The organism is Bradyrhizobium sp. SZCCHNRI3043 (assembly GCF_032377735.1).
GTDB lineage: Bacteria > Pseudomonadota > Alphaproteobacteria > Rhizobiales > Xanthobacteraceae > Bradyrhizobium.
Genome location: NZ_JAUHID010000015.1, coordinates 12,168 through 37,581, shown reverse-complemented (window position 1 = coordinate 37,581; position 25,414 = coordinate 12,168). Strand labels below are relative to the sequence as shown.

Below are 25,414 nucleotides of genomic sequence, written 5' to 3'. Positions count from 1 at the left end.
GATCGCGGCTGCCGAGACGGATGCACTCTCAGGCCGCCCGAACATCATACCGCGTCCGCTACACGATCCCCAGGATTTCCCGGTGCAGCGGAACGATCGCCGACACGCCGCAGTTTACTACGAACCCAACAACGAAGGAGGTTCGTTCATGAAGATGGCAATCGTTTTGACGGCGGCTCTGTTCGCCGCTTCGCCGGTGTTCGCCGCAGAGACCGGCGCAAGCTCGCACGGCGCGTCGAAGAAGGCGCCCGGTCAGCAGATGCAGCGTAGCAAGACGTCGACGGCGCCCGGCGCTTCGGAGTACGCGCCCGGTCATCAGAGCAACACCGCCGCCGGCCCGGGGCATTCCGAGAGCGCTCCCGGCCAGCGCATGACGACCACCGGCTCCAGCACGCATAGGAAGTAATGGGCGCGCGAACGGGATACGATCCCGCTTCCCGCCCCCCTTTCGCGTGAAGACACAGAAAAGCCGTAAGCCTCTCAGTTCATCGTCAGACATCCGAGGGAGTCACATGCGCAAAGCGATCTTCATCCTGGCAACATCGATTTCAACCGCGCTGGTCGTGCCCGCCAGCGCGTTGCCTCGCGCTCCCCTTCAGGTCGATCGCGGCGCATCTGATCTCATCGAGGTGAGAGGCGGTCATGGCCATGGTCATGGTCATGGCTGGGGCCGCGGCGGCGGTCACCGGGCCTTCGGCTGGAGTCGCGGCCGAAAGGTGGGTTGGCGCGGTCATCACTGTCCGCCGGGCCACTGGAAGAAGGGATGGTGCTGATCGGCCGACCACGCCACGCGCCCGGATAGGCGGATCGCGCCCTGCTGCCTCGCGACGCCGCGTCGCATCGTACCCACCGCGGCCCGAACGGGTGACATTGCTGGCACGCCGACGGCGGCGCTTTGCGCATCCCATCGACTCGCGCTGAGCGATATAGCGCCCTCCCCCCTTGTGGGAGAGGGCATCTCCGTCCACGGACTCGGTTGGGTGAGGGGTATCTCTCCGCAAACGATGCGCGTGGAGGCATACCCCTCACCCGACCGAGCTTGCCGACCTTCCTGACACGCCCTCTCCCACAAGGGGAGAGGGCGCATTCATGGGCGCTGCGTGTTTTCTTCCACGCACCGCGATGATCAGCGCGTAGCCCGGATGAGCGAAGCGACATGGCTACTTAGCGGAAACACACCGACGTATCGCCCGCCACGAACGAATTCCCCGGCATCGGCCGCAGCGGGGTCAGCTTGGGGTTGGCATTCGTCAGTCGCTTCGAATAGGCGCCGAGCGCAGCGTTCATAGTGTTCAGCCGGTCCTGGGCGTCGGTGCGCTGCAGCGGCAGGGTGATGATGCCGGACGCATAGACCTCGGCGCGGGACCATTGCTGGCCCTGCACGATGCGGCCGACGAGGCGCGACTTCAAATCGGCGGCGCTGTCGCCGGCCGCGCTCTTAGCCCCGACGACGTTCGGCGGCAGCAGGCTGGGGTTGACGATCCAGCCGCGCGGCTTGGCGACGTTGTTGCCGAACAGGATCAGCTCGTCGAGCGTGTTGTTCAGCGCTACATAGTCGCGCAGCGGCAGGCTGGCGTCACCCGTGCCGGTCTCCTGGACGTGGCTCGCCAGATGCGGGCCGGTGGCGCAATAGGTGCCGAACGCGAGCTTCACGCTGCCGGAACTCATGGCCATGTAGCTGCCGACGTCCGATCCGCCCGGCGGCGACGGCGCGTCGTCGCCGCAGAAGGTGCCGTGCGAGGAGGCATCCTGCAAGGAGTGCAGATAGAGCCCGATCCGGGCGATCTGCACCGGCACCGGCGGCTTCCTGGGGTCGTCGAACAGCACGCCGGTGGTCCGGCTCTTGTCGTCCAGCCAGGACTTGAGCTGGGTATAGTCGACGACGCCGTTGCTGTTGTCGAGCACCTTCGGTCCCGAGGTGATGTTGATGGCCGGTCCGATCGCGTAGTTCTCCAATAGCGGCACGTTGCCGCTGATCGGCACGTTCGCCAGACATTGCGGGCCGCTGAAATTCGATGACCCGTTCGGCGTCGTGAATCCGGCGGTGCACAGCAGACCCGGGGCCTCGTCGCCCTTCATGGCCCATTGCCGGAGATCGTACAGCGTGCCCTGATAGACGCTGTCGATGGTCACGGGATAGCCGGGCGGCGGATAGTGGAACGGATACACCGCCTGCACGCCGCTGGCGCCGTGCACGTCGGTGCCCTGCCCGTTCGGCGAGAAGTTCAGGAGATAATGATAGAGCGGCCCGTCGGTGGTGTTGTTGGTGCGCTGGAAGCCGTTGAACTTGGCGGTGATGTAGCCGGCGCCCGAATTGGTCGATGTCGCCTGCCCGCCGCACTGGTCGATCGGCGCATATTGCGCGTAGTCGGAGTTCTCGTTGTAGGCGGCGATCCAATAGGCCACGTCGGCGCGATAGCCGAGCGCCTGGGCGATGAAATAGGTCGAATCGGCGTGGACCATGCTGCGGCCGGGCGGAATGACGGCGAACTGCACCGCCTCGAGCAGGCAGCCGCGGTTGAGCGCTTCCGCCGGATTGCGGCACGCGCTGGCCGGCGCGAGACAATTCCTCAGACCGCCCTTCACGCGCGGGACGCAGATGTCCTCCAGGAACGCGTGCGCGGTGCGCGGCGCGGTCAGCCCCCAGCCGAGAACCGCCGATCCCACGACGACGGAGAGGGTCGAAAGTGCAATGCCAATGCGCATGGAAACTCCTTGGTCATTCGAAATGCAGCAGGCGGGGAGGTGAATAGATGGCAAAACGCCATCGTCCGGCCGGCCGGAGGTTGAAACGCTGATCTTGTCCGCGATGCGCGCATCACGGATTCGGCGAGCCCAATTTGATCCGATATCAAATAGATAATCAATCTATAGTTGTTGTCGCCATTCGTCTTCGACCGCACTGGCGGAGGCAATGACGGCCCATTCGCCAGAGCCGGTTTCCGGCGCGTAGGGTGGGCAAAGGCGCGCGCACCGCACGACGTTGTTAGGCCCAATATCTCACGCGCCGTGCCCACCGCCCACACCCTCCGGCACCGATGGTGGGCACGCGCCGCCTTGCGGCGGCGCTTTGCCCACCCTACGGTTCGCCGGCCGTTGTTACGAGCGGAGCGACGTGACGCTCAGCGCAAACCGCCGGTGACGTGCAGCGTCTCGCCGGTCACGTAGGACGCATCATCCGACGCAAAGAACGCGACCGCGGCGGCGATCTCCTCGGCCTTGCCGACACGGGCGAGCGGCGTGGTCGTTTCGATCCAGTTGCGCATGTCGCCCTCGTGCAGGCCGGCAGCGACGACGCCCTCGGTCACGATCATGCCGGGATTGATGGTGTTGACGCGGATCTTGCGCGGCGCGAGCTCCTTCGACAGCACCGACGAGATGGCATCGACGGCGGCCTTGGTCGCGGTGTAGACGGCGGTGTTCGGCGGCGTCAGGGTCGACACGCCGGAGGAGATGTTGACGATGCTGCCGCCGGCCGGATTGAAATGCCGCGCAGCCTCCTGCGACACCAGGAGCAGGCCGAGCACGTTGACGTCGAACTGGCTGTGGAAGTGCTCCGGCGTGATGCCGTCGAGCGGCGCGAACGCGTAGACGCCGGCATTGTTGACGAGGATGTCGATCGGGCCCAGCGCCTTGACGGTCTCGGCGACGACGGTCTTGACGTCACCGGGATTGGCGAGATTGCCGTGCACGGCCACCGCCTTGCCGCCCTTGCCGGTGATCGCGGCCACGACGCGGTCGGCGCCCTCGCGGCTGGAGCTGTAGTTGACGGCGACCGCGGCGCCTTCCGCGGCAAGTCTGGCGGCGATCTCCGCGCCGATCCCCTTGGATGCGCCGGTCACCAGCGCCACCTTGCCTTCGAATCTCCTGCTCATCCTGCTCTCCTTGCGCCGCGGCGCTCTGTTCAATAGTTCAGAACTAGTGAACTATTGAACGGGCGCAAGGCCGTCGCTATATGTTTTTTCATGGCGCCATTGTTTCATCCGTCGCGGGAGGACATCACGTTGGCCGGCGTGCTCTCGGCGCTCGCCGACCCGATGCGGCTGCGCATCGTCAAGAGCCTGATGCAGCAGAACGACTGCATGTCCTGCTCGGCGGCGGCGCCCTGCCCCGACATGGCCAAATCGACGCTCTCGAACCATTTCCGGATCCTGCGCGAGGCCGGCCTGATCCAGACCACGAAAAAGGGCGTCGAGCACCGCAACGTCGTGCGCGAGGCCGACCTCAACGCAAGGTTCCCGAAATTGTTGAAGACGATCGTCGGCTACGCGGAGTAGGCGTAGAAGCGCAGGGTGGGCAAAGGCGCGCCCCTCACGTTGATATGGGACATGATGTATTCCGCGCCGTGCCCACCGGCCGCACCCGCCCGCCTTGATGGTGGGCACGCGCCGCCCGACGGCGCCGCTTTTCCCACCCTACGGTTGTCACTCATCGTCATTGCGAGCGCAGCGAAGCCATCCAGAGTCCTTGCTGAGCCCAGGATTGCTTAGCTGCGCTCGCGATGACGCAGACAGGAATGGCCCAGTCCTACTTCTCCTCCTCCATCGTCACCGCGACGGCGCCGATGGCCGACAGCCGCACCTTGTCGCCTTCGACGTCGGCGACGAGGCCCTTGTCGATGAAGTGATGATGCCCCTTGTGGCTGCCCTCGCCGCTGTCCTTCTTCGTCAGCTTGATGCGATTGCCTTCGACGTGGTCGACGGTGCCGACATGCACGCCGTCGGCGCCGATGATCTCCATGTGTTCCTTGATGTCCTGCATGATGAAGGGCTCCGTGTCCGATGTGGAAGCATTTTCAACCTGTGGCTCGGGGAAGTGTTCCGGAACGTACCTCCACGCGGACGCTGTCGTAGGGTGGGCAAAGCGACGCCGCGAGGCGGCGCGTGCCCACCATCGGTACCGGCGGATGCGGACGGTGGGCGCGGCGCGCGAAACATGCCGTCAGACAATGTCCAGCCGGGCGCCTTTGCCCACCCGACCGCCTCATCTGCCGTCATCGCGAGCGCAATGACGCCGGGAGAGGCCCGTGCGCGTCACCAGCCAATTCGTGTTTGGTCTCAAGCTGATTTGGCCTGTCCAGTCCTTCGGTGAAAAATAAATCACTTTCGCTTTTTCAAAAATCATGGTTGTCTACGCCCATCCCGGCCCGCCGAGAGGGGCGCATCGCGATCGTCACGAGACGTGGGCCGGAGATGCGGTGGCTGTGAGTGTGCCGCAGCGGGCTTGATGCCCGCCGACGAACGGCACGCTTGCGGACGTGAAGACGCGTGGTCCTGGCGCCCCGATGCTGGCGCCAAGTCCGAGGGGCTGATGATCCCGAGGGCGACGGTGGCTAAAAAGCCGGACACCGAGGAGATCGCGACATAAGCGTGAAAACCATCGCGCGGGGAATGCCGGGATGCCTCGGCTGAACCTGTGGTTCCTGCCGCCTGCATTTCTTTCGCAGGCGGGCCATGGGTGCGGCCAGCGCCCGGCATTCCCCGCGCCCTCTCTGCTTCGGAGGGCAAACAAAGAGCAAGACTCGGGCGCAATCTGCGTCGCGGGATCGTCAGCGCATATCGTGCGCCGAACTCATCCGCTCACGGGCTGTTTGACAACGTTTCAGCGCATGTCCTGACGACGACGCGAGGCAGCGTCGCCGCCACGATGCAGGCACCGGCTTCAAGCCTTGCGCACGGTCCCGAGGAAGCCCTCGACCGCCACGCGGAAACGATCGGCATCCGTCGACATGCGGCGGACGGAGTCGACCATCGCCGCGCCCGCATTGCCGGTCTGGCGGTTGAGGGCTGCGACCGAGCCGATCGTGTCGGTCACGGCGCGGGTGCCCTGCGCGGCGTGCTGGAAGTTGCGCGAGATCTCGGTGGTGGCGGCGCGCTGCTCTTCGACCGCCGCGGCGATCGCCGTCATCTTCTCGTCGATGCTGGAGATGTTGTGGCTGATGGCGTGGATCGCCTCGACCGACTCGCCGGTGGCGGCCTGGATCTCGGCGATCTGCCGGGTGATGTCGTCGGTCGCGGTCGCCGTCTGCGCCGCGAGATTCTTGACCTCGCCGGCGACCACGGCGAAGCCGCGGCCGGCATCGCCGGCGCGCGCGGCCTCGATGGTCGCGTTGAGCGCCAGCAGGTTGGTCTGCGCGGCGATCGCGGTGATCATCTTGACCACCTCGCCGATGCGGTTGGCGGCGCGGTCGAGCATCTCGACGGTGGCGTTGGTCTGCACCGCCTTCTCCACCGCCTGGCGGGCATCGGCTGCCGAGGCCTGCACCTGCGCCGCGATCTCGGAGACCGAGGCGGTCAGCTCCTCGGTGGCGGCGGCGATGGTCTCGAGATTGGTGGTCGCGGTCTCCGCGGCGCTGGCGACCGCGGCCGTCTGCTCGGTGGACTCATCGACCAGCTTGCGGACGTCGCCGGCGCTGGAATCGAGCTGGCCGGTCGAGTTGCCCATGCTGACGATGACCGCCTGCACGGTGTCGTCGAAGCTCTTGCAGGCGCTGTCGATCGCCTGCGAGCGCTCCAGCCGGCGGCCCTGGTCGAGCTCGCGCTCGTGCGACAGCTGCTCGGCGGTGGCGGCGCTCTCGCGCAAGCCCTCGAGGGCGGCAGCCATGGCGCCGAACTCGTCGGCATGAGCGAACTGCGGCACCGGCGTCTGGTAGTCGCGCTGGCCGATGCGCTGGATCGCCTGCATCAGGACGCCGACCGGGCGCATCAGGCGGACGCGCACCGCGCGCAGCGCCAGGCCGGCCACCACGAGCGCGGCGATGAAGGCGAGCGACTGTACGATCAGGCTGCTCAGCGCCGCGGTCTTGATCTCCTCGGCGCGGGCGATCGAGCCGTCGAGCGCGGTCATGCCGATCGCGATGATGCCGGCGAACGGGCCTTGGCAGAACGCGTTCCATTCCGGCGCCGGCATCGCCGGCTTGCCGCTGCCGTCAAACCCCTTGGCGAGCTGGTCCATGCGCTGATGCGCGGCCTCGACCTCGGCACGCGAGGTCTTCACGGCACCGGCGAGCGCGGTGCTGCCGCCCCCCGCCAGGAGGTCGTCGAGCCCGGACCAGCCGGCCGCGACGGTGCCGCGCCACTGCGCGATCGCGCCCTTCTGGGCGTCGTCGAGCGGCTTGGAGGCGTTGATGTTGGGACGCAGCGCCGAGCATTGCAGGCCGTAGCGGTCGCGGACCTGCCAGGCCAGCCGCCGCGCCTGCACCATCTTGGCGATCGCCGGATCGGTCATCCAGGCGCGGTTGGAGACGGCGAGCGAGGCGGCGTTGGCGACGTCCAGCGTCTTGGTCATTGCCTCATACCAGGCCTGCGTACGCGCCAGCACGCGTTCGGCGCGCGGCTTCGCGGCCACGTCGAACAGCAGCTTGAACTGCGGAACCGTGGCGTCCCAGCTCGACTTCAGCCTCGCCATGAGGTCGTCGCGCTCAGGCATGTCGACGCCGGCGAGCGCTGTGACGATGCCGTCATAGCCCTTGGCCTCGATGCCCTGATATTCGGTGAGCTTGGCGCGCGGATCGTCCTCGCTCAGCAGCACGCTCTGGATGTCGCCGCGGTGGGCGCGCATGACGAGGACGTTCTGGAAGATCGCCTTGTCGGCCGCGGTCAGTTGCTCGGTCGCGACGCTCTCGCGATAGCGGCCCGCGGCACCGCTCATCAGGATCGCCGTGGACACCAGGATGCCCGCCGCCAGCACCGACAGCAGCACCATCAGCAGCGTACTGACCGATTTCCTCATCACGCACCGCCCCACACCGGAAAGTGGCAGGATGACGCCATTGCACAAATTCTTCCTTAACCATGGACCGGCACACCGGCGACCGAGGTAATCAGTTGCCGAATCCCCCTGCTCCACGACAACAAAAAATGCGCAAGCCGCAACGCGGCAGCCGTTGGCGCGCGCTGCGGCGCGATGCGAAGCGAATCGCAGGGCGTGGTGCGCAGTGGCTGGGCCGGACGGTGGGCGCGGCGCCGCGGTGGATCAAGATCACCTGCGGCGCCTTGGTGCTGCTCGTGACCTTCGCGCTGGTCAATCTGGCCTATCATGTCGTGCGCAAGCCGACCGAGCTGTTCGTGGTGACGGGTCATTCGCTCGACAAGGAGCCGGAGGAGACCTGGCGTCAATATGGCGCGCTGTTCCGTGAGAGCGCGACGCGATCGATCACGCCGGAGCTGCTCGCCGCCTTGGCGCAGACCGAGAGCTCGGGTAATCCGGTGGCGCGCACCTACTGGCGCTGGCGGTTCGCGTGGAATCCGTTCGCGCTCTATCAGCCGGCCTCCAGCGCCGTCGGCTTGTTCCAGATGACCGACGGCGCCTTTGCCGACGCCGCACGGTTCTGCATTCGGGATCACGAGGTGGTCAGCGACGGCTGCGGCTCGCCGAGCCTGTACGTTCGCGCCTGGCCGGCGCACGCGGTGGCGCTCACGGTGATCTCGCTCGACCGCCAAGTCGCCGCCGCGCTCGCACGGCAGCCCTCCGGCAAGCCGACCGCGCAGCAGCGGCAGGATCTCGCGGCCGTCATTCATCTGTGCGGCGCCGGGCCGGCGGCCGGATTCGTGCGCCGCGGCTTCAAGCCGACGGATGGCGAGCGCTGCGGCGACCATTCGGTCGCCGGCTATCTCGGCCGCGTCAATGCGATGAAGAAGCAGTTTCAGAAGCTCTCGGCAGCGGAGCGAAGTTAGCGCATGGCGCCCGCTCGGCAACATCGGCAGCCCACCCGGTTCCGCGTTAAGCACGTCGGATTTGCGGGTGTGTGCAAGGCGCACGCGTTAAGACATTGGCAACGAACTGCCGCGCATTTTCTCCATCCCATTAGTACAGGAGTCACCATGTCAGAGATCGGCATTCCCGGCGCGCGCATCCGGTCCTTCATAGAGCGGATCGAGCACCTCGATGGCGAATTGGCGGAACTGAACGAGCAGAAGAAGGAAGTGTTCGCCGAGGCCAAGGGCGAAGGCTTCGACGTCAAGATCCTGAAGGAGATCATCAAGCTCAGGAAGCAGGACCAGGACGAGCGGGACGAGCACGAGACGCTGCTCGATACCTACCTCCGGGCGATGGAAGCGGCCGAGACCGGGCCGGCCAGCAAAACCCCCGAGCGCAAGGCGGCGTGACACGCTGCCGACCGACGATGGCGGCGCGCTGCCGATCTGTGCCGCGCGCTGCCCTCCCCCGGGATTTTTCTTGCCCGGTTCCGTCCGAGCCTCTAACGCTGCGCTACACTCCTGCCCGCGCCCGAGGATGAGATGACCGACGCAATGACCTGCCCGCAATGCCGCTCCGAGCACGCCTATCAGGACGGCGCGCTATGGGTCTGTCCGGAATGCGGCCATGAATGGAGCGGCGACGCCGCGGTCGCGGCAGCGTCCAGCGACGATGCCAGCATCCGCGACGCCAACGGCAACGTTCTGGCCGACGGTGACAGCGTCATCGTCATCAAGGACCTGAAAGTGAAGGGATCGTCCTCGGTGGTGAAGGGCGGCACCAAGGTCCGCAACATCCGCCTGCAAGAAGCGAGCGACGGCCACAACATCGCTTGCAAGATCGACGGCATCGGCCAGATGAACCTGAAGTCGGAGTTCGTGCGCAAGGCGTAGGACCGAGTGCTCCCGGAACATTCGCGACGCTATGACGTTCGGATCAACAACGGGAGGATGGCCATGCTGACGGACGACCAGATCGCGACGCTTTCGGATATCGGCCAGGCGATCGCCTTCTCGCCCGACCGGCAGGACGAGCTCGATGGACTGATCCGCGAAGGCTATGTCGCCAAGGACGGCGACATCTACGAGCTGACGGCGAAGGGGCAGAAGATCCTGACCGATCGAGGTGCCGGATTGAACGAGGCCTGACGCCACGGACGACCGAAGGGCCCCGGCATCTGCATCAAGGCGTTGATATCAGCCCGCCAAATAAGACGGGCTTCCGACCGATTCTCGTGTCCTGGGCATCGGATGTTGGTCGCGCAAGTCTACGTGTTCGGCCCCGGCGTTCATCAAGGGACCGGCCGTCCAATGGCCACGAGCGCCGCAGGACTGCGCAGGCGGTGCCTGTTGTTTGGCACGGCAGACCCGGGTCAGCCTCGACCATCAGGCCGAAGGCACCGCACACAAGCAAATCCCGAATTCATCGGCCAGCCCGCGCGGGTCCGTTGCCGAACGCTGCGTGATCCAAGCAGTGAATCCATCACGCTTCTGTAGCCATGAAGTGACACCCGTAGCAATCCGTTCCGTAGGAGCACGGCCCAGATTCATAACTTGGCATGAACCCTGCTTTCTCGATCCTGACCGGGTCCCACTCTATGGAGGCAGAATCAACGTGCTCGTCACTCTCGTCGCAATGCTATGCAACGGCCAGCTCTGCATGGAGAAGGTCGTCACCAACAGCGAGATGTCCGGCATCACGATGACATCCTGCGCCGTCAGCGCGCAGATCGGAATCGCAGACTGGATGTCCAAGGGTCCCTATCACGAGTGGCGTCTGCAGAGTTACAAGTGTGTCGCCGGCAAGTACGTGCCGAAGACCAACGCCTGATCCGCTTTGCCCGTCCGGCTGGCGCCCGGGTATCCGGGACCGGCCGGCCGGGCGCAGGACCTCTGCGCTGCTGTCGAATGTTCGACCCCAGCCGCGTCGCATTCGGGACACGCACAGCAAAGAGAATGCTGCCGTTAGCGTGCCAACGAGCCCGGAATCGGCGATTCGACCCGCAATGACGCTGGCCCGCTTCGTGCAATGCCCCTCGCGACAATGGGGGATGACGTCATGCCGTTCTACAGCTTCCATTGCGCAGCTTGCGCAGAGGATTTCGAGTTGCTGATCGGGATTTCTGAAAGGCCGGTCTGTCCGACCTGTGGCAGTCGCAAGCTGACCCGCCTGCCCTCGCTGCCGGCGCCGCCAGCGCGCAGCCCCGGCCTGATCAAGGCCGCGCGCAGCCAGGCAGCGCGCGAGGGGCATTTCAGCAACTACAGCCGCGCCGAACGGAAGAAGCGCTAACCCGGCAGCGGCGGCCGGCCCTCAGCCTCAGTCCGATGTGATCTGCACCTCGGGCACGTCATCCTCGGGATCGTCGATGTCGAGGCCGTCCTCCTCATCCAGATCGATCCCGGAGAGGCAGATGTCACCGTCATCGATCACGAGCTCGACCGGAGACAGCGTCCGGCCCTGGCAGGGCCCGATGAAGCATTGTCCGGTATCGAGGTCGAACTGCGCGCCATGCTCGCCACAGACGAGGAAATTGCCTTCCTCGTCCATGAACTCGCCAGGATGCTTGTCGAGGCGAGCGCCCTGATGTGGGCAGGCATTCTCGAAGCCGTAGAAATTGTTGCCCTTGCGCGTGACCAGGATCGGCCAGGGCTTGGCGCTGCCATCGGGCTCGCGGCGCTGGAGAACGAAGCCCCGCGCCGCGCCATCGTCCACCTCATAGGTCGCGCAGATCGCAAACAGCGTGCTCATCATCCGCCTCTTTTCGCCTCGCCCGGCGTTTGGCGCATCCGCGACATCGCAGGCGCGCTGAAGAGGCTCGCAGCAAGCAGCATGCCAGCCAGGAGTGCCCGACAGGCAGATCGCGGGCCTCAGGCCGGTGGCATGCCGAGGCGGCCGATGCCGGGAAATTTCAGCGCCCGCCGTCGCCAGCGCCGGCCGGCACGCCACCTTCACGATCCGGACACCACGCCAACGCTGAAGACTCAGTGCCGGCGGAAACCACCGCCCGGACCGGAACGCCCGCCGCCGCCGCGAGGGCCACTGACGCCGACACGCGCAGCACCCATGGCGGGGCCGCCCCCGATATGCGCCAAGCCGATTTGCGGCGAAGTCCCGACCATGCGCATGCCGCCCATCTGCGCGCGGGCGCTCTGCGGCGCACCGCCGCTCCGGCTCATCAGAGGCTGCACCATGGGTGGTGTTCCAGCTCGAGCGGGAGCACCAGCCACGGCTGGAGGTGCGGCGGGGCCGGCGGCAGTGGCAGGTGGCACACGACCTTGCATGCCCAGAGGCGGTCCGGATTGTTGGCCTGTGCCGGCGACCGCGCCCGCTCCGGCGCCAGGCTGGATCGTTCCGCCGGGACCACGACCCGGCATTCCCGGGGTCATGCCAGGCTGAGGCGGATTTTGCGCCATGACCGGCGGATGGCGATGCCAGTAGCGGTTCCAGAACGCGTGCCGATGATACCAGGGCCGTCCGAAATAGAAGCTGCTCCAATAGGTGGTCAGCGTGAAGCCGACAGTCGGCACGTACTCGACATATTCGGGCAGGTAGACGTACTGCTCACGGTACAGATAGGCGAGCGTCCGCGCCGCGACCCAGCCGCGTTCGCCTCCGAAGCTGACATCGCACCACGCGCCGCCTTGAATGCAGCCATGGATGGTGATCCGGGCCCCGGCCGGAATACGCTCGACGATGGGAAAACCCGGGCCAGGTCCTGCGCGCATGGCGGCCGCGGTGCGCACCAGGCCCGGCGCAGCCACCGCCAGCGAGGCGGGCGTGGCAATCAACAGCGCAGCAACGAGACACGTTCTGAGTTTCACCACGGACACCCTCCTGTCTGTTTGCCGGAGCGAGCTCGGGCGCGAGACTCTCGCGCCCGCATGCGCGGCTCCGGCATGCACTCGACAGGGATGGTTGCAGACTATCGCGGCAACCTCACGGCGTTCCGTTGTCGGAGAGAAGCTGCGCGGCTCCACCGAGAGCGCGGCGAAATGCTTCGTCGAACGTCACGCCACGGAATTGCCACCGATATTGCTTGCCCGCGCGATCGAGGCGCCATCGCGTGACCCAGCCCAGTTCGGCGTCGTCCCAGGTGAGATCACCGAAGAGCATGACCTCAGCTCCGGGAAACCATGACGCGACGGCCACGGGCTGGACATCGTTCAGCTTGGTCTTCTCAATAGCGGCCTTCGAGATCTCGGCGGCGCTTGGCAGAGCGATCTCGAGTCCACGCTTGACGGCAGCCGCGCGCAATGCGTCGCGCTGCAGATCGGACGTCCGGTCGTCGGATGCAACGAGGAACGTGCGGCCGCCTGCCGTCATCGCCACGATCACGGCAATCGACGGGCGCGGCCCCGGCCACGGCTTGACGTTCAAGCTCGCCAGCAACTGATCGATCCGCGCGCGATCGAATGACACGGTCAGGTCATACGGCCGGTCGCGCGTGCCCTGCTCGTCGTGCTTCGGCTTGCCCGACATCTGATCGTGATAATCGAAGCCGGTGACGAACTCCGCCGCCCGCGCCTCGAGTGGCGCGAGCCTTGCGTCGTTCCTAAGCTGAAATGCACCGGATACCTTGATCAGCACGTCCTCCAGACATGCTGCAAAGGCTGCCCGGCGATTGTCCTCGCCCTGACCGGTCACGACCGTCTGCGCCTGGTACAGGTCGGTCGAGGCCGCATTCGCAACAGTGCAGGCCCCGACCGTCATCATCACCCAGAGCCCGAGACGCCAAGCGCCCAGCCCGCGGAGAACACCGTACTGCTGCATCGCGCCCTCGATCCGGCTATGTCGGCTATTTCTGCCGATCGAGCTTGATGATCGTCGGTGTGGCGGCGTCGGACGTCGAGAACGTCACCCGATCGCCGGCGTGGATGTTCTCGATCATGGCGCTGTCCTTGATCTTGAACTCCTGGTCCGCTCCCGCCGTGTTGGCGCCGACGGTCCCGTTGGGAACGCGCTTGATCGCGATCGTGCCGTTGAGACGGTTGATCCCCGTGACCATGCCCGCCGTGCCCTGCTCCGCTGCGAGAGCGGGCAGAGTCCCCGCAAACAGGGCGGCCGTCGCCAGAGTAATGCCAACTGCTCTCATCGCTGTTCTCCTGCCTTGCTTTTCGCGGCAAACAAAACACCACGAATTCTTTGGTTCCCGGAACCTTCAGCTTCGTCGCTGACGATCTTGGGCCGTTTGACGCACCGCAATCAATGTCGCTGCGCCGTGCAGCTTTTTTGTTGCCCCCAAGCACTACGCCTACATACAAGATCCTGATCGTCTCCGCCCTGCGGACGACGCGCGCTCGACCGGGCGCAATCGCGAACCTTCTTCGACCGACACGGCTCGGCCGCCCTCATGTAGTGATTTGCGCGGATTTGTCATCAGACCAGCGCGTGATCAAAGTTTTCCTGCACTCGCAGTATCGACGACCTGTAACGCCGAATTCATCAATGCGTCAGGATGCACCTTGACAGCGCAGACAGCCGGGAGGACGATCACCCCGTCGTGCATTTCCGGTGGCCGCTCATCATGGTGCCGGTCATGTTCGAACGACAACAACCCATCTGATTGCAGGGAGGTTCTATGACTCCACCTCCGTACCAGATCCGCTGAGTGCGACGGGACTCGCTTCGGACCATCGCATAGCGGCAAATCACGAACGGCACGCCGGGTCGCGGCTTAGTGGGCTGCATCAGCGAGGCATGGCCCCTTGCCCACCCGGCGCTGTGCCGTCCATCTGGATCACTCTAGCGCGAGCCTGGTAGCTATCATTCGGGAGCTGCGGCTCGAGACCCAACGCTCGGGCTGATACTGCGCAACGCGAACATTGGAACGTGTGATCAGCCGATCGCGTGCAGCGATTAGGTGACCAATGCCAGCCGAGATCGAGATATCGGCTCGCGGCGTCGCCGCATTCTCAATGTCCCCGAAACGAAATCCATCATCGGCTGATGCGCGGCGGGCGCAGGCGTCACCCGCCGCCGAAGCAATCTGCCGCAGCTACTTGCTGTAGTCGTAGAAGCCCTTGCCGGTCTTGCGGCCAAGCTGGCCTGCAGCCACCATTTCCTTCAGCAACGGCGCCGGACGATACTTCGGATCGTTGAAGCCGTTGTAGAACACCTCCATCACCGACAGCATCGTGTCGAGACCGATCAGATCCGCCAGCGCCAGCGGACCGATAGGGTGATTGCAACCGAGCTTCATGCCCTCGTCGATGTCGGCGGCGGTCGCGATGCCTTCCGAATATGCGAAGATCGCCTCGTTGATCATCGGGCACAGGATGCGGTTCACGGCAAAGCCCGGGCTGTTCTTCGCGGTGATCGCGACCTTGCCGATCCGCTTGGCGAATTCGGCGGCGGCCGCATGGGTCGCATCCGAGGTCTGCAGGCCGCGGATCAGTTCGAGCAGCGCCATCATCGGCACCGGATTGAAGAAGTGCATGCCGATGAAGCGATCGGGCCGGTCGGTGGCGGTGGCGAGCTTGGTGATCGAGATGGAAGAGGTGTTGGTCGCGATCAGCGCCTCGGGCTTCAGGCCGGCACAGAGGTCCTTGAGGATCTTGAGCTTCAGCTCCTCGTTCTCCGTCGCGGCCTCGATGACCAGGTCACAGCTCGCCAGCTTTGCCTTGTCGGCAGTGCCGGTGATGAGCGACAGCGCCCTGTCCTTGTCGGCGGCCGTCATCTTCTCCTTCTTGACCAGGCGGTCGAGGCTGGAGCCTACGGTCGCGAGCCCGCGCGCCACCGCCTGCTCCGAGATGTCGACCATGACGACCGGAACGCCCGCGGCGGCGCAAACCTGCGCGATGCCGTTGCCCATGGTGCCTGCTCCGATGATGCCGACCGTCTGAATCATTGCCGCTTCCTCTCAGTCTCGTATCCGCGGGGACCGCCCCGTCCTGCGCCGTTGCTTAACAGGCTATCGCCCGGCCGGGTAGACCCAACCACGACGAGCCAGACCGGGCCGGTTGCCCCACGGCTCGCCGGCGTCTGGAAGCGGACGCGTCACCCGAGGTTCGTCCGCATGCGCAGGAACGGATGCAACTTGCTCTGGTTGGACTCGTGCTCGGCGAGATGAGCCGCGCCGGGCGCGGCAGCGGACCGCTGAACAGGAGCCACTGACCGATACGCAGGCACGGGTGACCGGGCCGTCGACCCGCCGTCGCGTGTCACGCGTGAGCGCCACGCCAAATCCGTCGTCGTCATCGGAACGCCCGGTCAGGCCGACGGTTCTCCACGCAGCAACAGGCCGTGCCCAATCGAGGAGACCCCCGTGGCGACCGCCGAAACCACCCGACCTTCCCTGCAGCCGACGGCGCAGATCGCACGGCGTCCGATCCACCCGATGCTGGTGCCACTCCCTATCGTCTGCTTCATCGGAGCGCTCGTCACCGACATCGCCTATTGGCGGACCGCCGAAATCATGTGGGCGGATATTTCCGCCTGGCTGCTGCTGGCCGGACTGATCATGGGCGTGCTGGCCGGCATCGCCGGCCTCATCGACTTCCTCGAATTGGACGCGGAGAAACGGAGGACGACATGGGACTGGCACAATACGCCATCGTAGCAGTGGACGATCATTGGAGCGTGCTGCACGACGGCAACGCGCACGGCGACTATGCCACCAAGGAAGCAGCGTTCGAATCGGCGGCATCAGCCGCGACGCTTGCCATCAAGCAGGGTCATGAGGTGCATCTCAGCGTTCCGGGGAACGACACCGATCGATCAAATAACTAATCAGCACGGCATCCTTGTTGTTGGTTCCAAAATGACCTCCAGGGATAGTGAATTGCACGGTAACGTGTGTTAGCGACGTCACAGGCTCGTCGCCGCACACTTCTGTTCAAAAGGAACAGGAGTTTCGCCATGAAGGTCAACCGGAACCGGCGCAAGCAGACAGCGTCGTTCGGCCAGCGGCTGCAGCAGGCTGCAACCGCTGCCCGCGAGGCGGCAGCGCGTCTTCCCGTGGGCCCCGAACGCGACATCATGCTGAAGAAGGCGATGCAGGCCGAGACGGCGGCGCATATCAACGAGCTGTTGAGTGCGCCCGTGCTGCACGCCGCGGGGCGTTAGGACACTCGCCTCGTCATCTGTCGCAACTGTGAAAGGAACCCGAACGCCGGCACGACGCTTTGCTCTCGAGTTCTTGTCTCGGCGAGAGGACGATGATGGCCCGGGTCGTGGTCGGCACATCGGGATGGCACTACGGATCCTGGCGCGGCGCCTTCTTTCCGCAGGGCCTTCTGATCAGGCACCAGCTGCCCTACTACGCCAGCCAGTTCGAGACCACCGAGCTGAACGGCGTGTTCTACCGGACGCCGACGGAAGCCGCCGTCCGCGGCTGGCGCGATCAGACCGGCCCCGATTTCGTTTTTGCCTGGAAGGCCTCCAAGTTCATCACGCATTGGAAGCGCCTGTCCGCGCGCTCGGTCAACAGCATTGCGCTGATGGAGAGCCGGCTGTCGCTGCTCGGCGACAAGGCCGGCCCCGTGTTGTTCCAGCTGCCGCCGCAATTCGAAGCGAATCCCGAGCGCCTCGAGTCCTTTCTGCCGCTGCTGCCGAGGCACCGGCGCTACAGTTTCGAATTCCGTCACCCGAGCTGGTACACGCCGGCCATCATGCGCCTGCTGAGGGACGCGAACATCTCGCTCTGCCTGTCGGACCATCACGACGCCCCGGCGCCGTGGAAGCGCACGGCCGATTTCGTCTATGTGCGCGGACACGGCCCCGGCGGCCGCTACAAGGACAACTATACCGACGCAACGCTCGCGACCTGGGCCAAACGCATTCGCGCCTGGGCGACGCACGGGATCGACGTCTACGTCTATTTCGACAACGACCAGAAGAGCGCGGCGCCCGCCGACGCTTTGCGGCTGCGCCGGTTGCTCGCGGCGTCCCCTCACCGGACACACGGCGCGGCGCGCGCGAGGTCGACAGAACATCGTGGACATCTCTCGGTTTAGGCCGCAACCAACGAGAGGAACCGCCCATGCGACGCACACTCAGCACGCTTGGCTGCCTGGTACTCGCCGGCCCTGCCCTCGCCCAATCAGTCTGCGAAAAGACCGGGGTGAATTCGGCGCTCGGCATTGCGCCGAGCACGGAGGACTTCGTCAAGCAGGTCGCCATCAGCCGGCATTGCTGCGCCACGCCGCGGTCTCCTTCTCGATCAGTCCCGCTGCATTGGTGAAATACGCCTCGACCGCCTCATCGCCTGCGCGACTTTCGGAGGATTTCCGAGTTGATCAATGCTCGATTCGATCGCGTTCGCGATCGACCTCGATCCGGCCTTGCGCGCGATCGATACTGGATTACTCGGCGGCAGCCAGCGGGCGCTTGGCGCCGATCGCCGGGGCCCCGAGAACACAGGCAAGCGCCGTGACCGAGAGCATCGACAGCGCAAAGAGCTGACCGACTCGCATGATGCATTTCCAGTTGATTGTTTTGATCAACTTAGGAAGCGGAGCCTGAGGGGGTCTTAAGTCCGCGGACCTGGCGTGGCGCCAGATCGTCGCCACCACGCGTCGATTCCCGTAAATCAACGGACTTCGACGGTGGTCCTCATCAGCTTTCGTGAGAGTTCCACGACGGAGGCGCGAAGGGTTGGTCGGGATCGCGCGATGTTGCTCGTGCTTCGAGCATCGCTTGGGAGCACGGGCAGCGCAAGAAGCCGCGGCGATCTCTCCGACTCCGGGCCCGCGCTGGTTCCTCATGCAGTCCTCATGCAAGTGTAGAAAGATCCAGCGGTCAACGCGGTACAATGCTAACATAAGTTATTGAAGTCGCACCACATGGAACCCCAATAAACTAATTCGGGGGAACCGCTCTTTGAGTCATCTGGTACGCAAGCTCGAGAATTTCGTCCGCCTCTCTGCGGCCGACCGCCTGATGCTCAACCGCGCTGCGGCTCAGCGGGTAAGGACCTTCGCGCCACGCACCGACATCGCGCGCGAAGGCGAGAAGCCCAAGGACGTGCATCTGATCCTGAATGGCTGGGCCTGCCGCTACAAGCAGCTCGAGGACGGCCGCCGCCAGATCGTCTCGTTCTTCCTTCCTGGCGATATCTGCGATCTCAACATCTTCATTCTGCGCGAGATGGACCATTCGATCGGCACCATCACGCCGGTGTCGATCGCCGATCTGCCGCGCGAGTTCTTCGACGAGATCAGCGCCGGTTATCCGCGCATTGCGACGGCATTCTGGTGGGAAACGCTGGTCAATGCCGCGATCCAGCGCGAATGGACCATGAATCTCGGGCAGCGCACCGCGTCCGAACGCATGGCGCACCTGTTGTGCGAACTGTTCTTCCGGCTGCGCCTGGCGGGTCTCGCCGACGACAGCAGCTGCAGCTTCCCGCTCACCCAGGCCGATCTCGCCGAGGCGACCGGCCTGTCGAAGGTCCACGTCAACCGCACGCTGCAGGAACTGCGCGCCAGCAACCTGATCGTGCTCAAGGGCAAGATGCTGGTACTTCCGGACCTCGAGCGCCTGATGAGCGCAGGCCTGTTCAACGCGAATTACTTGCATTTGGACCGCGAAGGCCGTCAGCTCGACGCGAATGAGTGAGAGGTTCGGAGCGGCGCTTGCGCTATGCTGACCGGCTCGGCACTCTGCCGGGGAAACGGCGATGGTCGAACAGCGCATGGTTGACGGACCCTTCGAGCAGGAGATCGTGCAGCGCCTCGGGCTGATGCCCAACCTGTTCAGGTCGGCGCCGTCAGCGCCTGAGGCGACCCGACAGCTCTGGCAGTTCGCCAAATCCGCCTATCTCGACACCCCGCTGCCGGCCCTGTTCAAGGAGCGGCTCGCCGTCCATCTGTCGCGCCTCAACCATTCGCCTTATTGTCTGACCCGGCATTTCGGTTTTCTGGTCGGATTGGGCAAGCCCGCGGGCGACTCGGCATCCCGCCCCGAGACGATCGATCGGGCGCGTCAACTGCTCGCGCGGCCGCTCGCGGATCCCGTGCGCACCGCGGCGGCGCTGGGCCGGCTTGAGATTCTCCAGCCCCCGCTCGACATCCCGGAGCCGGGCAGCGACGGCGAGGCGGACCTGTTCGAGGCAGCGTCGGTGCTGTTCATGCAAAGTGCTGATTCCGACCGCTCGCGGCGCGCGATCCGACACGCGTTCGGCAACACCAGGTTCGATCTGCTGGCGGCCTTCCTCGCCTATCTGCGCACAGCGCATTTCTGGGCCGATGCTCACCTGCTCACGATCGATTCCGATGTGCTTGCCCTCGCACAGGCCGATCCTGAGCTCGCCGTCTGCCTCGGCTGCAGCGAGCTGCCGGACGCTGGGCCGCCCGCACAGCAGCCGCATTCGAATGGCGGCGATGCCAGCGATCATCGACTGCGCCGCCTCCTCGAGATCGATTCGGTCGGCGTGCTGTTCTTCGATCATGCAGCCGGCACCCTGATCGACGCCAACGAGGCCTTCTTGGCGATGACAGGCTATTCGCGCCAGGAGATCAACAGCGGCGAGCTGACCTGGAAGAGCCTGACCCCCCCGGAATGGATGCGCACTTCGAGCGACCAGATCGAGCTGCTGCGGCAGACCGGCCGGCTCGGTCCCTATGAGAAGCAGTATTTTCGCAAGAACGGCGAACGCGCCTGGATGATGTTCGCCGGCCGTGACCTCGGCGACGGCACCCTCGTCGAGCTCGTGATGAACATCGACGACCGCAAGCGCACCGAGGCCGCGCTGCGCGACAGCGAGGCGCGCTTCCGCCAATTCGGCGAAGCGTCCTCCGACGTGGTGTGGATCCGCGATGCCGAGACCCTGCAATGGGAATATCTCAGCCCCGCATTCGAGACGATCTATGGCGTCCCGCGCACCGCTGTGCTCCGCGGCGACCATCTCGCATCGTGGACCGAGCTCATGCTGCCGGAGGACCGGCCCCGCGCCCTCGAGAGCCTGGAGCGCGCCCGGCGCGGCCAGCGCGACAGCCTGGACGTCCGTATCATCAGGCAGCCGGACGGCGTCACGCGCTGGCTGCGCATCCGTAGTTTTCCCATGGTCGACGAGGTGGGGCAGGTGCAGCGCATCGGCGGCATCACCCAGGACATCACGGCGCTGGTCTCGGCCTCCGAGCACCAGAAGCTGCTGCTCGCCGAGTTGCAGCACCGCGTCCGCAACATGCTCGCCGTGATCCGCTCGATCATCCGCCGCACGGGCGACTCGAGCGACAGTGTCGAGGATTTCGCCAGTCACCTCGAAGGCCGCATCACGGCGCTGTCGCGCATCCAGGCGGTCGTCACGCGCGATCCCCTCGCCGGTTTCGATCTGGCCGAGCTGATCGCCGATGAGCTGCGCGCCGGAGCCGCGCGCGAGGACAGGCAATTCTCGCTGTTGGGCCCCCAGGTGCGGCTGAAGCCGAAGGCGGCCGAGAGCATCGGGCTTGCCATGCACGAGCTCGCGACCAATGCGCTGAAATATGGCGCGCTGACGGTGCCGCGGGGCTTCATCAGGATCGAATGGCGGCTCGACAAGCACGACGCGGTCGACTGGCTGGTCATCGACTGGACCGAGACCGGCATGTCCGGACGCACGCTGAGTGCGCAGCGCCAGGGCTTTGGAACCGTGCTGCTGGAACAGATGCTGCCGTACGAGGTCGGTGCCCGCGTCGTGCGGCGCTTCGAGCCGAGCGGCCTCTGCTGCGAGATCCGGCTGCCCACCGACGACATTCTCAAGCGTTGACGGGCCGATCGAAGCTTCATTTCGCGGCACCGGTCGGCAACAATGGCCGGGATCTCGTCGGCGCGGAGAAACGCCGTCGGCATAGCCTTCGCGGTGCATTCGGGGTATGCTCCGCCTGCGGCCAGAGGTGGAGGTCGCATGGGTCGCGCAACCGCCATGTCTTCGCCTTGGTTTGGGCGGATATGACCAAGTGTCGATGAGATTGGGAATCGGCCGAACGTCGACGCGACGGAACGATGATGGGACGTTCCTGAGCATGCGGCTCTGGCCAAGATGAATCACCGTGAACATGCAGGTACGTGGGCACGAGGGACAACCGGTATCCAGGTTCTGTGCTGATGCGGCCGAGAGGCCGAGCGTCCTGTGGCGCCGTCGTCATCCGACGTTGGTGTCACGAAGCGTAGGTACGATGCAGCGTGAGTACGCGGAGCATTGGTGCACGAGGGCGTTGGTTAGGACGACACATCGGTACAGAGCCGAGCGCCGCCTGCGAGGCGGACGACAACGGAGGACGGAGCGTCAATGCTTGCAACGACGACCAAAGACGGCGATCAGCAGCCTCATGCCATGATCGATCCCGAGATCGTGCTGGCGGCCCGCGCGGATCGCACCGCCGCCGAAGCGGACAGGCGCAGCTCGCAACGGCCGCCGGATGTCCCCTTGCCGAAGATCGACCCTGACTACAGGACGCAGGCGACGAGCGACCTCGCGGTCACCGGAGAGCGCAGCACGTTCGCCACCTGGGCCGTGCGCACCATTCTGGCGGTGCTGTTCGCCGTCGGCAGCGCGGTCGCCGCGGCCGCCTGGCAGAGCTATGGAGACCAAGCCCAGGAGATGATCGCGCATTGGATGCCGCGGATCACGCTGGCATCCAACGCCGACAAGGACGCCGCGGCACAGCCAGCCGCGACCGCGCCCCAGCAGACGGCCGCCGAAGCGCCGGCTGAGGCGCAGGAGCACGCAACGAGCGCGGTTGGCGCGACCGCGTCGCAGGAGCAGTTGCTGCAATCGATGGCCCACGACCTCGCTGCCTTGAGCCAGCAGATCGGCGAGCTGAAGACGAGCCTCGCACAGTTGAAGGCCGGGCAGGAGCAGATGGTCCGCGACATGGCGCGGGTCGCCGAGGCCAAGCCCAGCGACAGGCCCGCCGAGCGGCCGAGCGAGCGGACCGCGGAAGCACGGTCGTTCGATCCGCGCGCCATCGAGCAGACGATCCGGCCGCGCCCGGCCGCACGCCCTGCGACCGCGGCCGTGACCCCGGCACTGCCTGGTGCAGCAGCTGTGCACCGGCCGCGCACGCCGCCGCCGGCCGCAGCCGGCATGGCTCCTCCGCCGCCTGCTCCGATGCCGCTGCCGTCGGCGCCGGTCGATCCGGACCAGCCCGTGGTGCGTCCGCCAATGCCGGTGCGCTGAGGGATCCGCACAGGCGCCCGCGCTGGTCCGCGCCGATCGACATGGCGGTGATCGATGTCGTCGATCTACTTGTCGCGACGCGGCTTTCCGAGCTAAGGAACTGCGCCTGACAATGCGCATCGCCGAGGGGTTCATGAGCCTGACCGATCCGACCGTCCTGTCCGCCTCCGACCTCGCAGACCGCATCGCGATCCTGCGCGACAACATCCGCCAGATCACCGAGCAGGCCGCTTCGCAGTCGGGTGCGGCCGACGAGGAGCGCAACGCCGACCGCCTCGCGCAGCAGAGCGAGGAGCTCGACGTTCTGCTCAAGGAGCAGGAGCGGCGGCTGAACAAATAGCCGGCCGGCCCCTTCGATCATTTCGCGCGTGCTGCACTGCGCTCGTTGTTGCCCGCGCGTCGCCCACAGGCTAGCCTCGCCGAAAACAAGCGGGAGGTAGCCAGAGGATGCGAAACGGTCTGCTTTACACGTCAACCCTTGCGGCATTGACCACTGCGGCATTGCTGGCGCCCCTGACACCGGGCAGCGCCGAGCCACGCCATATGTATACCACCATGGTGCTGGAGGCGTTCGCCACCAAGGTCGAATGTCCCGGCGTCGATGTCGTCTATCAGGATCTGGTCCAGAAGGCGCAGGACATGAAGATGCCTGACGGCACGACCGAGAAGGTGCGCAAGGCGATCGCCTACATGCACACCGGCGGCAAGATGGGCGAGAAGCAGGACGACGATCTGATGGCGGAGGTGGCCGTCGCCACGCAGGCCATCGACATGGATCAGCGCCGCCTCGGCATGACGAACTGGTGCGAGGAGCAGAAGAAGACGCTGGCCGGCTTCATCCGTCCCAAGGGCTGACCCGGGAGCGGCCTCGGGGCTGCCGACGGAGTGGAAAGACCGCACGGCACGTTTGCCGGCCATGGCCGAACGACGCACCGTTCGTCGGTCTGCGCACCGCCATAGCGGGCATGGCACAGCCCCGCGGCGAGCAGGAACCCGGATGACCGCTGCCGCTTGGCCTTGCAGCTGCTATGCAGCAGACATCCGGCCCGGAGCGAGCCATGCGAATCGAAACCGCTTTCCTGTTCGACCTCGACGGCACGCTGGTCGACAGCGTCTATCAGCATGTGCTCGCCTGGAAAACGGCGCTGGATGCCGAGAACATCGAGCTCTCGGTCTGGCGCATCCACCGCAAGATCGGCATGAGCGGCGGCCTGTTCACCAACCAGCTGCTGCGCGAGACGGGTTTTGCCATCGAGCCCGATCGGATCGAGCGGCTGCGGAAAGCGCATGCCGCGGCCTATCAGAAGCTCGGAGGCCAGGTTCGGCCCCTGCCCGGCGCACGCGAGCTGCTCGGCTTCTTGACCGATGCCGGTATCCCCTGGGCGATCGCGACCAGCGGGAGAATGGAAACGGCGGCCGTCAATCTCGCCGCGCTCGGCGTCGATCCCAAGACCAACACTGTCGTGACACGCGACGAGGTCCGCTACGCCAAGCCTGATCCCGATCTGTTTCTCGCGGCCGCCGCCCGCCTCGACGCGCCGATCGAGCGCGCGGTCGTGATCGGCGACAGCATCTGGGACATGCTCGCCGCAACCCGCTGCCGGGCGCTCGGCGTCGGCCTGTTGAGCGGCGGCTATGGTTCGGAGGAACTGCGCCAGTCCGGCGCCATCCGCGTCTACGAGGATCCGGCCGACCTGCTCGGCCACATCGACGAGGTCGGCGGCCGGCGCTAACTCAGCCGGTCAACTCTGCGGGCCCGACAGCGAGATGTCGCGTTCGGCGCGGAACACGTTGGCATAGAGGTTGGCGATCCACTGGCGCCCCGTCGATGTCATGTTGAGATAGCGGATCTCGGTCTGGATGTGCGGGGCGACGCTGTTCCAATAGAACTGCGGATAGCGGTTGACGATATCGGCCGGTGACTCATAGCCGAGCTGCCGGTTGATGCCGACCTCCTCGAACTCGTAATACAGCGCGTTGGCCTTGCGGATGTAGTTGGGGTCGCCGAGCTGTCCGATCAGATCGGCGGCGCGCACGATCGACTGCTCCTCGTCGAACTGCTGGCCGGCGAGCGGCGGAAAGCGGGTGCCCTCGATGGCGCGGGCGATGCGATCCTTGTCCAGCGGCGCCATGCCTTCGATGCGATTGATCACGTACAGCTTCGAGCGGTCGACGTGATACGGCATCAGGCTGGCGTCGGAGGCGCCGCGCGGCAGGCAGATCTTGCGGCCGCCGCGATCGATGACGAAGCCGTTGACGTCGTCTTCCCTGAACAAGCCGCGGACATAGCCGATGTCGTGGAGCAGGCAGGCCAAGATGACGTGGACGTAGTCGTCCGCCGTCATGTGGCTGTGCAGCGCGCGGCCGCGCAGGATCTCGTGGCCGGCCAGCGTGACCAGCAAGGTGTGCTCGACGTTGTGATACAGCGCATCGCTGTTGCCGATGCATTCCAGCGCGATGCGCGCAGCCGCCGGAAGCATCTCCGTCAACTGGGTATGAGACGATCCGAAACGGCGCCGCATATAGGAGCTGAGGAAACGCTCCAACGCCGCTGCCGCGAGCTCCGGTAAGGTCATCATCGCCGCTGCCCCGCCTCAGACAGCCCAAACACAACGTCAA

General features: G+C 65.6%; 28 protein-coding genes and 2 pseudogenes. 20 read left to right on the top strand and 10 right to left on the bottom strand.

Annotated elements, in window-relative coordinates:
• Window positions 1-148 precede the first annotated feature (148 nt).
• Both QX124_RS24385 and QX124_RS24380 read left to right on the top strand, forming a co-directional pair.
• Window positions 149-406 (top strand): hypothetical protein, encoded by a 258-nt coding sequence (locus QX124_RS24385; protein ID WP_315751721.1) that lies wholly within the window; start codon window positions 149-151, stop codon window positions 404-406.
• Window positions 407-512: 106 nt separating this feature from the next.
• Window positions 513-773, top strand: a complete 261-nt coding sequence (locus QX124_RS24380) for a hypothetical protein (protein ID WP_315798503.1) — start codon at window positions 513-515, stop codon at window positions 771-773.
• Between the two features lie 391 nt (window positions 774-1,164).
• On the opposite strand, the gene QX124_RS24375 is transcribed toward QX124_RS24380, so the two are convergent.
• A complete protein-coding gene (locus tag QX124_RS24375) occupies window positions 1,165-2,706 on the bottom strand; it encodes a hypothetical protein (protein ID WP_315798502.1) in 1,542 nt (513 codons plus the stop codon).
• Between the two features lie 416 nt (window positions 2,707-3,122).
• The gene (locus QX124_RS24370; RefSeq protein ID WP_315737742.1) at window positions 3,123-3,875 is read right to left on the bottom strand and encodes a glucose 1-dehydrogenase; all 753 of its coding nucleotides are present in this window, start codon (window positions 3,873-3,875) and stop codon (window positions 3,123-3,125) included.
• 90 nt (window positions 3,876-3,965) lie between these two features.
• Between QX124_RS24370 and QX124_RS24365 the strand changes: the two genes are divergently transcribed.
• Window positions 3,966-4,277 (top strand): helix-turn-helix domain-containing protein, encoded by a 312-nt coding sequence (locus QX124_RS24365; protein ID WP_315737741.1) that lies wholly within the window; start codon window positions 3,966-3,968, stop codon window positions 4,275-4,277.
• 250 nt (window positions 4,278-4,527) lie between these two features.
• Here QX124_RS24365 and QX124_RS24360 read toward each other — a convergent pair whose 3' ends face one another.
• Together QX124_RS24360 and QX124_RS24355 are read right to left on the bottom strand one after the other, a co-directional pair.
• A complete protein-coding gene (locus QX124_RS24360) occupies window positions 4,528-4,761 on the bottom strand; it encodes a DUF2171 domain-containing protein (RefSeq protein ID WP_315798501.1) in 234 nt (77 codons plus the stop codon).
• 900 nt (window positions 4,762-5,661) lie between these two features.
• Entirely contained in the window at window positions 5,662-7,731 is a 2,070-nt protein-coding gene (locus QX124_RS24355) for a methyl-accepting chemotaxis protein (RefSeq protein WP_315798500.1), read from the bottom strand.
• A gap of 128 nt (window positions 7,732-7,859) precedes the next feature.
• Here QX124_RS24355 and QX124_RS24350 point away from each other — a divergent pair, with 128 nt between their 5' ends.
• The 6 genes from QX124_RS24350 to QX124_RS24325 all read left to right on the top strand — a co-directional run bounded on the left by QX124_RS24350 (window position 7,860) and on the right by QX124_RS24325 (window position 10,986).
• Complete coding sequence (locus QX124_RS24350) at window positions 7,860-8,675, top strand: transglycosylase SLT domain-containing protein (RefSeq protein WP_409997744.1); 816 nt, start codon at window positions 7,860-7,862, stop codon at window positions 8,673-8,675.
• 147 nt (window positions 8,676-8,822) lie between these two features.
• Window positions 8,823-9,107, top strand: coding sequence for a DUF2312 domain-containing protein (locus tag QX124_RS24345; protein WP_315712263.1), 285 nt, complete (start codon window positions 8,823-8,825; stop codon window positions 9,105-9,107).
• 132 nt (window positions 9,108-9,239) lie between these two features.
• Entirely contained in the window at window positions 9,240-9,590 is a 351-nt protein-coding gene (locus tag QX124_RS24340) for a zinc ribbon domain-containing protein YjdM (protein WP_315741159.1), read from the top strand.
• Window positions 9,591-9,653: 63 nt separating this feature from the next.
• Window positions 9,654-9,845 (top strand): hypothetical protein, encoded by a 192-nt coding sequence (locus QX124_RS24335; RefSeq protein WP_315712266.1) that lies wholly within the window; start codon window positions 9,654-9,656, stop codon window positions 9,843-9,845.
• Window positions 9,846-10,311: 466 nt separating this feature from the next.
• A complete protein-coding gene (locus QX124_RS24330) occupies window positions 10,312-10,527 on the top strand; it encodes a hypothetical protein (RefSeq protein WP_315741157.1) in 216 nt (71 codons plus the stop codon).
• A 228-nt stretch (window positions 10,528-10,755) separates the two neighbouring features.
• Entirely contained in the window at window positions 10,756-10,986 is a 231-nt protein-coding gene (locus tag QX124_RS24325) for a zinc ribbon domain-containing protein (RefSeq protein WP_315755665.1), read from the top strand.
• Between the two features lie 27 nt (window positions 10,987-11,013).
• On the opposite strand, the gene QX124_RS24320 is transcribed toward QX124_RS24325, so the two are convergent.
• The 5 genes from QX124_RS24320 to QX124_RS24300 form a co-directional block, all read right to left on the bottom strand.
• A complete protein-coding gene (locus tag QX124_RS24320; protein ID WP_315712272.1) occupies window positions 11,014-11,448 on the bottom strand; it encodes a Rieske (2Fe-2S) protein in 435 nt (144 codons plus the stop codon).
• A gap of 230 nt (window positions 11,449-11,678) precedes the next feature.
• Window positions 11,679-12,521 carry an SH3 domain-containing protein gene (locus QX124_RS24315; protein WP_315798499.1) on the bottom strand — a complete coding sequence of 281 codons (843 nt, stop codon included), beginning with the start codon at window positions 12,519-12,521 and terminating at the stop codon, window positions 11,679-11,681.
• A gap of 112 nt (window positions 12,522-12,633) precedes the next feature.
• A complete protein-coding gene (locus tag QX124_RS24310) occupies window positions 12,634-13,467 on the bottom strand; it encodes a DUF2066 domain-containing protein (RefSeq protein WP_315798498.1) in 834 nt (277 codons plus the stop codon).
• Between the two features lie 25 nt (window positions 13,468-13,492).
• Window positions 13,493-13,789 (bottom strand): copper-binding protein, encoded by a 297-nt coding sequence (locus QX124_RS24305; protein ID WP_315798497.1) that lies wholly within the window; start codon window positions 13,787-13,789, stop codon window positions 13,493-13,495.
• 903 nt (window positions 13,790-14,692) lie between these two features.
• Entirely contained in the window at window positions 14,693-15,544 is an 852-nt protein-coding gene (locus tag QX124_RS24300) for a 3-hydroxybutyryl-CoA dehydrogenase (RefSeq protein WP_315741150.1), read from the bottom strand.
• 489 nt (window positions 15,545-16,033) lie between these two features.
• On the opposite strand from QX124_RS24300, the pseudogene QX124_RS24295 reads away from it, so the two are divergent.
• The 11 genes and pseudogenes from QX124_RS24295 to QX124_RS24245 all read left to right on the top strand — a co-directional run.
• A pseudogene (locus tag QX124_RS24295) lies at window positions 16,034-16,198 on the top strand (DUF2231 domain-containing protein); the annotation flags it as partial.
• Between the two features lie 29 nt (window positions 16,199-16,227).
• Window positions 16,228-16,425: a hypothetical protein gene (locus QX124_RS24290; RefSeq protein WP_315798496.1), complete on the top strand. Its 198-nt coding sequence runs from the start codon at window positions 16,228-16,230 to the stop codon at window positions 16,423-16,425.
• Between the two features lie 129 nt (window positions 16,426-16,554).
• Window positions 16,555-16,761, top strand: coding sequence for a hypothetical protein (locus QX124_RS24285; protein WP_315755673.1), 207 nt, complete (start codon window positions 16,555-16,557; stop codon window positions 16,759-16,761).
• Window positions 16,762-16,856: 95 nt separating this feature from the next.
• A complete protein-coding gene (locus QX124_RS24280) occupies window positions 16,857-17,651 on the top strand; it encodes a DUF72 domain-containing protein (RefSeq protein ID WP_315755813.1) in 795 nt (264 codons plus the stop codon).
• A 26-nt stretch (window positions 17,652-17,677) separates the two neighbouring features.
• Window positions 17,678-17,821 (top strand): annotated as a pseudogene (locus tag QX124_RS24275) (DUF305 domain-containing protein); the annotation flags it as partial.
• Between the two features lie 695 nt (window positions 17,822-18,516).
• Entirely contained in the window at window positions 18,517-19,254 is a 738-nt protein-coding gene (locus tag QX124_RS24270; protein ID WP_315712288.1) for a Crp/Fnr family transcriptional regulator, read from the top strand.
• A gap of 61 nt (window positions 19,255-19,315) precedes the next feature.
• Window positions 19,316-21,382, top strand: coding sequence for a PAS domain S-box protein (locus tag QX124_RS24265; protein ID WP_315741147.1), 2,067 nt, complete (start codon window positions 19,316-19,318; stop codon window positions 21,380-21,382).
• Window positions 21,383-21,904: 522 nt separating this feature from the next.
• Entirely contained in the window at window positions 21,905-22,795 is an 891-nt protein-coding gene (locus QX124_RS24260; RefSeq protein WP_315798495.1) for a hypothetical protein, read from the top strand.
• A 133-nt stretch (window positions 22,796-22,928) separates the two neighbouring features.
• Window positions 22,929-23,135 carry a hypothetical protein gene (locus tag QX124_RS24255; protein ID WP_315712292.1) on the top strand — a complete coding sequence of 69 codons (207 nt, stop codon included), beginning with the start codon at window positions 22,929-22,931 and terminating at the stop codon, window positions 23,133-23,135.
• A gap of 107 nt (window positions 23,136-23,242) precedes the next feature.
• On the top strand, window positions 23,243-23,650 hold the full coding sequence (locus QX124_RS24250) for a hypothetical protein (protein ID WP_315798494.1): 408 nt from the start codon (window positions 23,243-23,245) through the stop codon (window positions 23,648-23,650).
• Between the two features lie 203 nt (window positions 23,651-23,853).
• On the top strand, window positions 23,854-24,528 hold the full coding sequence (locus tag QX124_RS24245; RefSeq protein ID WP_315780537.1) for an HAD family hydrolase: 675 nt from the start codon (window positions 23,854-23,856) through the stop codon (window positions 24,526-24,528).
• Window positions 24,529-24,537: 9 nt separating this feature from the next.
• Here the strand turns inward: QX124_RS24245 and QX124_RS24240 are convergent, their stop codons facing one another.
• Window positions 24,538-25,374 carry an HD domain-containing protein gene (locus QX124_RS24240; RefSeq protein ID WP_315798493.1) on the bottom strand — a complete coding sequence of 279 codons (837 nt, stop codon included), beginning with the start codon at window positions 25,372-25,374 and terminating at the stop codon, window positions 24,538-24,540.
• Between the last annotated feature and the right edge of the window lie 40 nt (window positions 25,375-25,414).